Annotated in this window: 11 protein-coding genes; all 11 read left to right on the top strand. The window is 68.2% G+C overall.

Going from position 1 to position 11,936, the window contains the following annotated elements:
- Positions 1-80 precede the first annotated feature (80 nt).
- Entirely contained in the window at positions 81-848 is a 768-nt protein-coding gene (badH, locus tag K225_RS0115275) for a 2-hydroxycyclohexanecarboxyl-CoA dehydrogenase (RefSeq protein ID WP_026437217.1), read from the top strand.
- A 37-nt stretch (positions 849-885) separates the two neighbouring features.
- On the top strand, positions 886-1,668 hold the full coding sequence (gene badI, locus K225_RS0115270; RefSeq protein ID WP_026437216.1) for a 2-ketocyclohexanecarboxyl-CoA hydrolase: 783 nt from the start codon (positions 886-888) through the stop codon (positions 1,666-1,668).
- Positions 1,669-1,688: 20 nt separating this feature from the next.
- Complete coding sequence (locus K225_RS0115265) at positions 1,689-3,668, top strand: AMP-binding protein (RefSeq protein WP_026437215.1); 1,980 nt, start codon at positions 1,689-1,691, stop codon at positions 3,666-3,668.
- A gap of 128 nt (positions 3,669-3,796) precedes the next feature.
- A complete protein-coding gene (locus K225_RS0115260; RefSeq protein ID WP_051248996.1) occupies positions 3,797-4,804 on the top strand; it encodes a tripartite tricarboxylate transporter substrate binding protein in 1,008 nt (335 codons plus the stop codon).
- Positions 4,805-4,869: 65 nt separating this feature from the next.
- Positions 4,870-6,027 carry a cyclohexanecarboxyl-CoA dehydrogenase gene (aliB, locus tag K225_RS0115255; protein WP_026437213.1) on the top strand — a complete coding sequence of 386 codons (1,158 nt, stop codon included), beginning with the start codon at positions 4,870-4,872 and terminating at the stop codon, positions 6,025-6,027.
- A gap of 31 nt (positions 6,028-6,058) precedes the next feature.
- Positions 6,059-7,699 carry a cyclohexanecarboxylate-CoA ligase gene (gene aliA / locus K225_RS0115250; RefSeq protein WP_026437212.1) on the top strand — a complete coding sequence of 547 codons (1,641 nt, stop codon included), beginning with the start codon at positions 6,059-6,061 and terminating at the stop codon, positions 7,697-7,699.
- A gap of 26 nt (positions 7,700-7,725) precedes the next feature.
- A complete protein-coding gene (locus K225_RS0115245) occupies positions 7,726-8,505 on the top strand; it encodes an enoyl-CoA hydratase (RefSeq protein WP_026437211.1) in 780 nt (259 codons plus the stop codon).
- Between the two features lie 138 nt (positions 8,506-8,643).
- Positions 8,644-9,495, top strand: coding sequence for a branched-chain amino acid ABC transporter permease (locus tag K225_RS0115240; RefSeq protein WP_026437210.1), 852 nt, complete (start codon positions 8,644-8,646; stop codon positions 9,493-9,495).
- Positions 9,496-9,513: 18 nt separating this feature from the next.
- A complete protein-coding gene (locus K225_RS0115235) occupies positions 9,514-10,491 on the top strand; it encodes a branched-chain amino acid ABC transporter permease (RefSeq protein WP_026437209.1) in 978 nt (325 codons plus the stop codon).
- The gene (locus tag K225_RS0115230; RefSeq protein ID WP_026437208.1) at positions 10,488-11,210 is read left to right on the top strand and encodes an ABC transporter ATP-binding protein; all 723 of its coding nucleotides are present in this window, start codon (positions 10,488-10,490) and stop codon (positions 11,208-11,210) included. Before K225_RS0115235 ends, K225_RS0115230 begins: the two co-directional genes overlap by 4 nt.
- Positions 11,207-11,911, top strand: a complete 705-nt coding sequence (locus K225_RS0115225) for an ABC transporter ATP-binding protein (protein ID WP_026437207.1) — start codon at positions 11,207-11,209, stop codon at positions 11,909-11,911. Before K225_RS0115230 ends, K225_RS0115225 begins: the two co-directional genes overlap by 4 nt.
- The last annotated feature ends 25 nt before the right edge of the window (positions 11,912-11,936 follow it).

Raw genomic sequence — 11,936 nt, 5'->3', positions numbered from 1 at the left:
AATATCTTTACTTAATTGCACGAACAATGCAAGGCGCATGCTCCCGACGATAGCAAGCTTGGCAATACATGGAGAACGATATGCAAAGATTTCAAAACAAGACCGTGGTGGTGACGGGTGGTGGTGGTGGAATCGGTGGCGCGACCTCGCGCCGCTTCGCGGCCGAAGGCGCCAAGGTCGCCGTGTACGACATGAACCTGGAGGCCGCCGAGAAGGTGGCCGCCGACATCCGCTCGGCGGGTGGCCAGGCCGCAGCGTTCCAGTGCAACATCACGGATCGCGCGCAGGTCGATGCGGCCGTGGCCGCAACGCAGGCACAGCTGGGCCCGATCGATGTGCTGGTGAACAACGCCGGCTGGGACATCTTCAAGCCCTTCGTGAAGACGGAGCCGGCAGAGTGGGACAAGCTGATCGCCATCAACCTGACCGGCGCACTGCACATGCTGCACGCTGTGCTGCCGGGCATGGCCGAACGCAAGTACGGCCGCATCGTGAACGTGGCGTCCGACGCCGCGCGCGGTGGCTCGTCGGGCGAAGCCGTGTACTCCGCCTGCAAGGGCGGCCTGGTGGCGCTCTCCAAGACGCTGGCGCGTGAGCATGCCCGCCAGGGCATCACCGTCAACGTGGTCTGCCCCGGTCCGACCGACACCGCCTTGCTGGCCGGCGTGGCCGAGGGTGCGCGCGACCCCGCCAAGCTGATCGAAGCCTTCAAGAGCGCCATTCCCCTGGGCCGCCTGGGCCAGGGCGACGACCTGGCCTCGGCCATCGCCTTCATGGGCAGCGACGACGCCAGCTTTGTCACCGGCCAGGTGCTGAGCGTTTCCGGCGGCCTGACGATGCACGGCTGACCCGCCAACCCTTTTACCCCCTTCCGTGGAGAACACCATGAATTTCGAAGACATCCTGTACGAAGTGCGCAACGGCGTGGCCTGGATCACCATCAACCGTGCCGACAAGATGAACGCCTTCCGGGGCCAGACCTGCGACGAGATCATCCGCGCGCTGAACAAGGCCGGGTACGACAAGTCCGTCGGCGCCATCGTGCTGGCCGGCGCCGGCGACCGGGCCTTCTGCACCGGCGGCGACCAGTCTGCCCACAACGGCAACTACGACGGCCGCGGCACCATCGGCCTGCCGATGGAAGAGCTGCACACCGCCATCCGCGACGTGCCCAAGCCCGTGATCGCCCGCGTGCAGGGCTTCGCCATCGGCGGCGGCAACGTGCTGGCCACGATCTGCGATCTGACCATCTGCTCCGACAAGGCGCAGTTCGGCCAGGTGGGCCCCAAGATGGGCTCGGTGGACCCCGGCTACGGCACGGCCTTCCTGGCCCGCGTGGTGGGCGAGAAGAAGGCGCGCGAGATCTGGTACCTCAACCGCCGTTACAGCGGCGAACAGGCCGTGGCCATGGGTCTGGCCAACTTCTGCTTCCCGCACGACCAGCTCGACGCCGAGGTGCAGAAGATCGGCGAGGAACTGTGCGAGCGCAGCCCCACCGCCCTGGCCATCGCCAAGCGCAGCTTCAACGCCGACACCGCCCACCAGGCCGGCATCGCGGGCCTGGGCATGTACGCGCTCAAGCTGTACTACGACACGGAAGAGTCGCGCGAAGGCGTCAACGCGCTCAAGGACAAGCGCAAGCCCGAGTTCCGCAAGTACTTCAAGTAACGGCCTGCGGGATCGACGCCATGCAAACCGATGTCAAGCAACCGCCCGAGGCCGTGTGGTGGCCCGACCGCGCCACGGTCGAAGGTGCCAACCTCACGCGCTTCATGCAGGCGCTCGGGGTCGACAGCTTCGAGGCGCTCAACGAGCGTGCCGCCGCCGATCCGGCCTGGTTCAACGACGCATTGATCCGTTTCCTCGACTACCGGTTTGAGCAGCCCTACGAACAGGTGCTGGACCTGGGCGAGGGGCTGCCCTTCGTGCAGTGGTGCGTGGGCGGCACCACCAATGTGGTGCTCAACTGCATCGACCGGCGCCGGGGCACGCCGCGCTACGCCCAGGAGGCGCTGGTCTGGGAGGGCGAAGACGGCACGGTGACCACCTGGACCTTTGCCGACCTCGACCGTGAAACCTGCCGTCTGGCCTGGGGCCTGCGCCAGCTGGGCCTGGGCCGGGGCGACGTGGTGGGCATGTACCTGCCGAACCTGCCGCAGGCCGCCGCGGCCATGCTGGCCGTGGCCAAGATCGGCGGCATCGTGCTGCCCATGTTTTCGGGCTTTGGCGCCGATGCCATTGCCCAACGACTGGCGGACGGCCAGGCCGCTGCGCTGATCACGGTGGATGGTTCGCTGCGGCGGGGCAAGCCGGTGGGCGCCAAGGCAGTCGCCGACGAGGCGTTGCAGCAGTGCCCGGGTGTGCGCCATGTGGTCGTACTGGGGCACTTGGCCACCGAACACGGCTGGCAATCGGGGCGCGACCACTGGTGGCACGCGCTGGTGGCCGGCGCCCCCGCCGACTGCGCGGCCGTGCCCACCGAGGCCATGCCTGCCGACGCCCCCTTCCTGCTGATGTTCACCTCGGGCACCACGGGCAAGCCCAAGGGCGTGGTGCACTCGCACTGCGGCTTCCCGGTCAAGACGGCACTGGACCTGTCGATCTGCATGGACCTCAAGCCCGAAGACCGCTTTTTGTGGATGTCGGACATGGGCTGGCTCGTGGGCCCGATCCTGGTGTTCGGCGGCCTGCTGGTGGGCTCCACGGTGGTGCTGGCCGAAGGCGCGCCCAACTACCCGCAGCCCGACCGCCTGTGGCGCCTCATCGAGCGCCACCGCGTCAGCTACCTGGGCCTGGCGCCCACGGTGGCGCGGCTGTCGATGTCGCTCGATGGCGCGGAGCTCGATGCCCTGGACCTCAGTTCGCTGCGCATCATCGTTTCCACCGGTGAACCCTGGACGCCCGAGGCCTGGCAGTGGACCTTCGAGCGCGTGGGCCAGAAAAAAGTCCCGCTGCTCAACTATTCCGGCGGCACCGAGGTGGGCGGCATCCTCACCGGCACGGTGATCCACCCGCTCAAGCCCTGTGCCTTTGCCGGCCCGGTGCCGGGCACGGGTGCCGACGTGATCGATGCGGAAGGCACCAGCGTCGGCCCCGGCGTGACGGGCGAGCTGGTGATGCGCAGCCCCAGCATCGGCCTGACGCGCGGGTTGTGGCACGACCGCGAGCGCTACCTGGAGAGCTACTGGTCGCGCCTGCCCGGGCTGTGGGTGCATGGCGACTTTGCCAGCCGCGACGCCGACGGCATGTGGTACGTGCACGGCCGCTCCGACGACACGCTCAAGATCGCCGGCAAACGGACTGGGCCCTCGGAAATCGAGGCGCTGCTGATGGCCACCGGCCTGGTCCAGGATGCCGCCGCCATCGGTGTGCCCGATGCGGTCAAGGGCACGGCGGTGGTCTGCCTCTGCGTGCCGCGCCCCGGCATCGACCCGGCGGGCGCGCTCAAGACCCTGTCGGCTGCCGTCGTGGCCGGTCTCGGCGGCGCCTTCCGTCCGGCCCAGGTGGTCCTGGTGGACGACCTGCCGCGCACCCGCAACATGAAGATGATGCGCCGCGTCGTGCGCGCCGCCTGGCTGGGCGACGAACCGGGCGACCTCAGCACCCTGGTCAACCCTGAATCGGTCCAGGCCATCCGCGCGGCGTTGGCCGCCCAGGGAGGCGCGTGATGCGCCGTGAGCACACACCGGCGAAGGCCCCCGCGCCAGCGCGGGCCTTCGCCGCACACCGCACCGCCCGGCCGGGTGGGCGGACACCGGCCTGAGTGCCGGCCAGCCATAACAACACAGGAGACACCATGACCACCCTCGCACCCCACCGCAGCCTGTGCTGCCTCGGACGCCGCACCCTGGCCCTCGGTGCCGCCGCATTTCTCGCCACGGCCGCGCTGCCGGCCGCCAGCCAGTCCGCTGCGTGGCCGTCCAAGCCCGTGCGCCTGGTGGTGGGCTTCGCCCCCGGTGGCGGCACCGACGTGATGGCCCGCGCCCTGGCGCAATCGCTCTCCGAATCCGTGGGCCAGACGTTCATTGTGGACAACAAGCCCGGCGTCAGCGGCACGCTGAGCGCCAGCGAGGTGTCGCGCGCCGCGCCCGACGGCTACACCTTCCTCGTGGCGCCGACCTCGGTGGAAACCGTCAACCCGCTGCTGTTCAAGTCCAACATCGTGCCCACGCGCGACCTGGCGCCCGTGATGGGCATCGGGCGCATGCAGATGTACCTGGTGGCGCGCCCGACGATGGATGCCAAGGACGTCAAGCAGCTCATCGACCTGGCGAAATCCCAGCCGGGCAAGCTCAACTACGCATCCTCGGGGCCCGGCACGCCGCCCCATCTGGCCGGCGAGCTGTTCAAGCAAAGTACCGGGACCTTCATCACGCACGTGCCCTACCGCGGCTCCGCACCGGCCCTGCAGGATGTGATGGCCAGCCAGGCCGATTTCGTCTTCGACCCGGGCATCGCCTTCCCCCACATCAAGGCCGGCAAGGTCAAGCTGCTGGCCGTGGCCAGCGACCGCAAGTCCCCGTTCTTCCCGGACGCGCCCACCTACGCCGACCTGGGCATCAAGAGCGCCAGCCTGGACATCTGGTTCGGCGTGTGGGCACCGAACAAGGTGCCCGTCGACATCACCGAGCGCCTGTCGCGCGAGATCACGAAGGCCCTGGCAGCGCCCGCGCTCAAAGAGCGCTTCCACAGCCTGGGCGCCGAGCCCACGCCGCTGGAAACGGCCCCGTTCCGCAGGCTGCTGGCCGACGAGGGCGCCACTCTGTCGACACTGATCAACGACCGCAAGATCGTCGCCGACTGAGCGCATCCGCCATTGCCATCAACGGCGCACGGCCCGGAACGGCGGCGCCATCCCTGGAGCCCCTGATGAACCCGAACCCCTATATCAACGAAGACCTGCAGGCGCTGGCCGAGACGGTGCGCCGCTTCGCGCAGGAAAAGGTCGCCCCCGGCTTCCAGGAGCGCGACCGCACCCGGGTGCTGGACCGTGCCCTGCTGCGCGAGATGGGCGAGCTCGGCTTCATCGTGCCCGAGTTGCCCGAGCAGTTCGGCGGCCTGGGCATGGGCTGCCTGGCGGCCGGCGTGATCCACGAGGAAATGGCGCGCGCCGACCTGAGCTTTTCTTACCTGAACCTGCTGGCCTCGCTGAACGCGCAGATCCTGTCCAAGTACGGCCAGCCCGAGGTGGTCAAGCCCTGGTTGCAGAAGCTCATCCAGGGCCAGGCCATCTGCGCCATCGCGCTGACCGAGCCGCGCGGCGGCTCGGACGCGGCCAACCTGCGCCTGCGCATCGAGCGCGCGGGCGATGACTACGTCATCAACGGCGAGAAGACCTCCATCTCGGCCGCCGACCAGGCCGACATCGCCGTGGTCTTCGGCCGCACCGGCACGCCCGAATCCGGCGCGCATGGCGTCACGGCCCTGCTGGTGCCGATGAACACCCCCGGCATCACCACCAACCGCTTCGATTGCCACGGCCAGCGCGCCATCGGGCGCGGCTCGATCTTCTTCGAGAACGTGCGCGTGCCAGTCAGCCACCGCCTGGGCGACGAGAACAAGGGCTTCGTGCAGGTGATGCACGGCTTTGATTTTTCGCGCTCGCTCATCGGCCTGCAATGCCTGGCCGTGGCGCGCGTGGCGCTGGACGAAACCTGGCAGTACATCACCGAGCGCCAGGCCTTCGGCCAGCCGCTCTCGGCCTTCCAGGGCGTGACGCACCCGCTCGCGCAGTACGACACCGAAGTGGAAGGCGCGCGCCTGTTGTGCCTGCAGGGCCTGTGGCTCAAGGACCAGGGCCTGCCCCACACCGCCGAGGCCGGCATGGCCAAGTGGTGGGGCCCCAAGCTGGCCTACGACGTGATCCACCAGTGCCTGCTGTGCTTCGGCCACGGCGGCTACGACCGCGGCCTGATGGAGCAGCGCCTGCGCGATGTGCTGGGCTTCCAGATCGGCGACGGCACGGCCCAGATCATGAAAACCATCATCGCCCGGACGCGGGCGGGACGCAAGAACGTACCCGCCTGAAGCTGCACACACAAAATCAAGGAGACAAACCATGCAATTCGACGCCGTACTGCTGCCCCCGCGCCGTGAGCGCATGCTCGCCCAGGGCCTCTGGCACGACCGCACCATCAACGATGACCTGGACGCCTGCGCCGCCACCTGCCCCGACAAGCTTGCGCTGACGGCATTGCGCGTGGAAACGGGAGAATTCCGGCGCTTCACCTACGCCGAGCTGGCGCGCATGACCGACCGCATCGCCGTAGGCCTCACGCGGCTGGGCGTGGGCCAGAACGACATCGTGGCCTGCCAGTTGCCCAACTGGTGGCAGTTCACGCTGACCTACCTGGCCTGCTCCCGCATCGGCGCGGTGATGAATCCGCTGATGCACATCTTCCGCGAGCGCGAGCTGTCGTTCATGCTGAAGCATGGCGAAGCCAAGGTCATGATCGCACCCAAGACCTTCCGCGGCTTCGATTTCGAAAAGATGGTCACCGACCTGCAGCCCAGCCTGCCGCACCTGCAGCACCTGGTGGTGGTGGACGGCACCGGCGCCAACAGCTTCGAGGCGCTGCTGAGCGGCCCGGAATGGGAGCAGGCGCCTGACGCGCGGAACCGCCTCACGCGCAACCGCCCAGGCCCGGACGACATCACGCAGCTCATCTACACCTCGGGCACCACGGGCGAGCCCAAAGGCGTGATGCACTCGGCCAACACGGTGATGGCCAACATCGTCCCCTACGCCCAGCGCCTGCACCTGGATGCCAAGGACATCATCCTCATGGCCTCGCCCATGGCGCACCAGACTGGCTTCATGTACGGACTGATCATGCCCGTCATGCTCAAGGCCAGCGTGGTGCTGCAGGACATCTGGGAGCCCAAGAAGGCGATCGAACTGGTCCAGAAGGAAGGCGTGACCTTCACCATGGCCTCCACACCGTTCCTCACCGACCTGGCCAAGACCGTCACCGAGACGGGCCAGGGCGTGCCCACGCTGCGCACCTTCCTGTGCGCCGGCGCGCCCATCCCCGGTCCGCTGGTGGAGCAGGCCCGCGTCGCGCTGGGAGCCAAGATCGTGTCCGCCTGGGGCATGACGGAGAACGGCGCCGTCACGTTGACCCAGCTCGACGACGAGGACGAGCGCTCCTTCTCCACCGACGGCTGCCCGCTGCCCGGCGTGGAGGTCAAGGTGGTCGATGTGGATGGCAATGACCTGCCCGTGGGCGAGACCGGCCGGCTGATGCTGCGCTCGTGCTCCAACTTCGGCGGCTACCTGCACCGCGCGCACCTCAACGGGACCGACGCCAAAGACTGGTTCGACACCGGCGACCTGGCACGCATAGACGCGCGAGGCTACATCCGCATCACCGGCCGCAGCAAGGACGTGATCATCCGCGGCGGCGAGAACATCCCGGTGGTGGAGATCGAGTCGCTGCTCTACCGCCACCCCGCCGTGGCCATGGCCGCCATCGTGGCCTACCCCGACGAGCGCCTGGGCGAGCGCGCCTGCGCCGTGGTGGTGCCCAAGCCGGGCCAGACCTTCGACCTGTCTACCATGGTGGAGTACCTCAAGGACCAGAAGGTGGCCCTGCAGTACATCCCCGAGCGGCTGGAAGTGATCGACACCATGCCGGCCACGCCGTCCGGAAAAATCCAGAAGTTCAAGCTGCGCGAGCTGATGCGCACCCCCGGCTGACCACGCCGCCACACCGGAGACAGCGCATGACGGACGATAGCCCGATCCGCGTGGAAACGCACGGCCGCGTGGGCCTGATCACCCTGCACCGGCCCCAGCAGCTCAACGCCCTGAACGACGCACTGATGGACGAACTGGGCGCGGCACTCCTGGCCTTCGATGCCGACCCCGGCATCGGCGCCATCGTCATCACGGGGAGCAGCAAGGCCTTTGCCGCCGGGGCCGACATCGAGGCCATGGCCGACTGGACGTTCATGGACGTCACCCAGGGCAACTTCATCACGCGCAACTGGGAAACCATCCGCGCCGTCCGAAAACCCGTGATCGCCGCCGTGGCGGGCTACGCCATGGGCGGCGGTTGCGAGCTGGCGCTGGCCTGCGACATCGTCGTGGCGGCCGATTCGGCGCGCTTTGCCCTGCCCGAGATCAAGCTCGCCATGCTGCCCGGCGCCGGCGGCACGCAGCGCCTGCCGCGCGCCATCGGCAAGGCCAAGGCCATGGACATGTGCCTGTCGGCGCGCATGCTCGACGCCCAGGAGGCCGACCGCTACGGCCTGGTTTCGCGCGTGGTGCCCGACGCCGAACTGCTGGAGCGCAGCCTGGCGCTGGCGGCGCAGATCGCGGCGTTCTCGCTGCCCGCGCTGGCGGCCATCAAGGAGTCGGTGAACCGTGCCTGGGAAAGCCCGCTGACCGAGGGCATCCTGTTCGAGCGCCGCGCGCTGTACAGCCGCTTCGCGAGCAGCGATGCGCACGAGGGCATGCACGCCTTCCTGGACAAGCGCAAGCCGGACTTCCAGCACCGCTGAGGTGCCCCGGTAGTTTGCCAGGCGCTTCATCGCTCCAGGCCAATGAATATAAGAATTTCAAGCTATTAACAACATAGCAATAGACGGGTAGCCGGTGGCCACAACGTGGATCCGAGCACCCGCACAGGAGACAAGAACATGTTGACGATCAATCTTTTCAACGGATTGGTGTACGGCGCCCTGCTCATCGTGATGAGCTCGGGACTGGCGCTGATCTACGGCCTGCGCCGCGTGGTGAACTTTGCCCACGGCGCGCTCTACATGCTGGGCGCCTACCTTGGCTACTCGGTGGCCCAGCACGGCAACTTTTGGTTGGCGTTGCTGGTGGCGCCCGCCATCATGGCGGTGGTGGGCGTGCTGCTCGACCGCTATGGCTTTCGCCTGCTGCAGGACCGCGAGCCGCTCAACGTGATGCTGGTGACCTTCGGCCTGCTGCTCATCCTGGAGGACCTGGTGGTCTTCATCTGGGGCAAAGCCAACCTGTCCCTGTTCACACCCGATCTGCTCAACTTCTCGGTCAACCTGCTGGGCAACGAGGTGCCGGCCTACCGGCTCGGCGTGATCGCAGTGGGCGCGGCAGTGGCCCTGGGACTGACGCTCTGGCTGCGCTTTTCCCGCGCGGGCCTGTTCGTGCGCGCGGCCAGCACCGACCCGGTGACCACCTCCATGCAGGGCGTCAACACCGATGCGCTGAGCGCCGCCGTGGTGGGCCTGGGCAGCGCGCTGGCCGGCCTGGCCGGCGTGGTGGCGGGGCCCTTCCTGTCGCTGTCGCCGCACATGAGTTCGGACGTGCTGATCGACTCCTTCGTGGTCGTGGTCATCGGCGGCCTGGGCTCGCTGGCCGGCGCCTTCATCGCGGCACTGCTGCTTGGAATGATGCAGGCCGTGGGGGCGGTGTACCTGCCGGAAGTGTCGGTGCTGCTGCCCTTCCTCTTCATGATCGCCATCCTGGTCTGGAAGCCCTCCGGGCTGGCCGGCAACCGTACCTGAAAGCCGAGGAAAGCAACCATGGGACCCATCCGCTCCGGCTTCTTCACGCTCCTGGCCCTGCTGGCCGGAGCGGCCATCATGCTGCTGACCACGTCCAGCAGCCTCCTGGGCATGTTCACCCAAGCCATCATCTACGCCATCTTCGCCCTGGGCGTGGGCGTGCTGCTCAAGCAGAACGGCCTGGTCAGCTTTGGCCATGCGCTGTTCTTCGGCGCGGCGGGCTATGGCATGGGCGTCGTCCTGGCACTCGACTGGATGCCGGCCGAATGGGCCATGCTGGCCGTGCTGCTGGCCATCGGCGTGCTGGCCTTCCTCATCGGCCTGGTCATCGTCCGGGTGCCGGGCATTGCGTTCGGCATGCTGACCCTGGCCATCGGCCAGATGGCCTACCTGCTCGCCTCGCGCGCACGGGGCCTGACCGGCGGCGCCGACGGCATGAGCGTCCACTGGCCCGCCACCCTGTTCGGCCTGCCGCAGTCGCTGCTGCTCAAGCCGGCCACGCTGTTCATGATCGCCTGGGTGCTGATGGTGCTGGTGACCGTGGCGCTGCTGCTGATCCTGCGCACCCGCTTTGGCGCCATCACCGAGGCCATTCGCGACAACGAGGAACGCGCCCGCTTCATTGGCTTCACCACCACCGTGCCGCGCGCCCTGGTGTATGCGCTGTCGGCCGTGGTCTCGGGCATCGCTGGGCTGCTGTCGGTGTTCAACACCGGCTTCGTCTCACCGGAAAACCTGCACTGGAGCGTCTCGGCCATCACCCTGCTGATGGTCGTGGTGGGCGGCTTCAAGAAGGTCCAGGGCCCCATCGTGGGCGCCATCCTGTACTTCCTGTTCAAGGACCTGCTGGGCGAGTGGGCCACCCACTCCATGGCGCTGTTCGGTGCGGTGCTGATCGCGGTGATCGTGTTCTCGCCCGACGGCATCACCGGCGCGCTGGAGCGCCTGCGCCAGCGCCTGCGCTATGGCCCCCTGAAGAAAGGCAGCCACCCATGACCACCACATACGTTCTCCAGGCCGAGGACGTGGCCATCCACTACGGCGGAGTGAAGGCGCTCGACGGCGTCGCGCTGACGCTGGAGAAAGGCCAGATCCGCGGCCTCATCGGCCCCAACGGCGCGGGCAAGTCCACCGTCATCGACGCCATCACCGGCCGCAGGCGCCTCACGCGCGGCAAGGTGCTGCTCGATGGCGAGGACGTGAGCCAGCTGGGCGCCGTCGAGCGCCGCCAGCGCGGCCTCTCGCGCAGCTTCCAGCGCACCAGCATCTTCGGCGGTATGCCGGTGCGCAAGCAGGTGGAGCTGGCGTCCTACAAGATGGGCGTGGCCGACCCCGGCGCCGATGCCGATGCCGTGCTCCAGGAGCTGGACCTGGCCCGCCTGAGCCATGCCATCGCCGAGGACCTGGGCTACGGCGAGCAGCGCCGCCTGGACCTGGCCCTGGCCCTGGTGGGTCGGCCCAAGCTGCTCATGCTCGACGAGCCCATGGCCGGCCTGTCGGTGAAGGAGTCGCACGACCTGGCGCGCCATCTGAAGGCGCTGACCTCGCGCTGGGAAGTCTCGGTGCTGCTGGTGGAGCACGACATGGACGTGGTGTTCGGCATCTCGGACGCCGTCACCGTGTTTGAACTCGGTCGCGTCATCGCCTGTGGCGAGCCGGCGGCCGTGCGCGCCGATCCACGCGTGCGCGAAGCCTACCTGGGGAGTGCCGCATGAGCGTCTTGCTGAACCTGCATGGCGCCCACGCCTTCTATGGCGCGGCCCATATCCTGCACGGCCTGGACCTGCATGTGAATACCGGCGAGCGCGTGGCGCTGATCGGCCGCAACGGCGTGGGCAAGACCACGGTGGTCAACACCATCCTGGGGCTGGCCCAGCTGCGCGCCGGGGAGATCCAGTTCGGCGGCGTGACGGTCCAGCGTCCCCGGCCCTACATCGCCGCCCAGCACGGCATCGTCGTCGTGCCGCAGGGGCGGCGCATCGTGGCCAACCTGACGGTGGAGGAGAACCTGCTCCTGGGCGCCGCCACGGGCCGCAAGGGGCCGTGGAACGTGTCTGCAATCTACAAGCTCTTCCCCATCCTGCAGGAGCGCGCCCACACGCCGGGCACGGCGCTGTCGGGCGGACAGCAGCAGATGCTGGCCGTAGGCCGCGCGCTGATGGCCGACCCCGACCTGATCCTGCTCGACGAGCCCACCGAAGGCCTGGCGCCCGTCATCGTGGACCAGCTTGCCGACATCTTCAACCGGGTGGCCAGCCAAGGCACGGCCCTGCTCCTGATCGAGCAGAACATGAGCCTGGTGGTGCGCGTGGCGCAGCGCTACCTGGCCATGGCCAAGGGCACGGTGGTGGCCGAGGGCCCGGTGGAGAACTCCCGCGAGTGCCTCAAGGACATCGAACGGCACGTGATGGTGTAACGCAGACAACAACGGCCGCCGGACC

Origin of the sequence: Acidovorax sp. JHL-9 (assembly GCF_000426205.1) — a bacterium.
Taxonomy (GTDB): domain Bacteria; phylum Pseudomonadota; class Gammaproteobacteria; order Burkholderiales; family Burkholderiaceae_C; genus Acidovorax; species Acidovorax soli.
The sequence above is the reverse complement of the archived record's forward strand: the minus strand, read 5'-3'. Positions and strand labels throughout refer to the sequence as shown.

Excerpts from the sequence above, each read along its gene's own strand:
- badH (WP_026437217.1), top strand. The coding sequence starts at position 81 with ATGCAAAGATTTCAAAACAAGACCGTGGTGGTGACGGGTGGTGGTGGT.
- badI (WP_026437216.1), top strand. The coding sequence starts at position 886 with ATGAATTTCGAAGACATCCTGTACGAAGTGCGCAACGGCGTGGCCTGG.
- K225_RS0115265 (WP_026437215.1), top strand. The coding sequence starts at position 1,689 with ATGCAAACCGATGTCAAGCAACCGCCCGAGGCCGTGTGGTGGCCCGAC.
- K225_RS0115260 (WP_051248996.1), top strand. The coding sequence starts at position 3,797 with ATGACCACCCTCGCACCCCACCGCAGCCTGTGCTGCCTCGGACGCCGC.
- aliB (WP_026437213.1), top strand. The coding sequence starts at position 4,870 with ATGAACCCGAACCCCTATATCAACGAAGACCTGCAGGCGCTGGCCGAG.
- aliA (WP_026437212.1), top strand. The coding sequence starts at position 6,059 with ATGCAATTCGACGCCGTACTGCTGCCCCCGCGCCGTGAGCGCATGCTC.
- K225_RS0115245 (WP_026437211.1), top strand. The coding sequence starts at position 7,726 with ATGACGGACGATAGCCCGATCCGCGTGGAAACGCACGGCCGCGTGGGC.
- K225_RS0115240 (WP_026437210.1), top strand. The coding sequence starts at position 8,644 with ATGTTGACGATCAATCTTTTCAACGGATTGGTGTACGGCGCCCTGCTC.
- K225_RS0115235 (WP_026437209.1), top strand. The coding sequence starts at position 9,514 with ATGGGACCCATCCGCTCCGGCTTCTTCACGCTCCTGGCCCTGCTGGCC.
- K225_RS0115230 (WP_026437208.1), top strand. The coding sequence starts at position 10,488 with ATGACCACCACATACGTTCTCCAGGCCGAGGACGTGGCCATCCACTAC.
- K225_RS0115225 (WP_026437207.1), top strand. The coding sequence starts at position 11,207 with ATGAGCGTCTTGCTGAACCTGCATGGCGCCCACGCCTTCTATGGCGCG.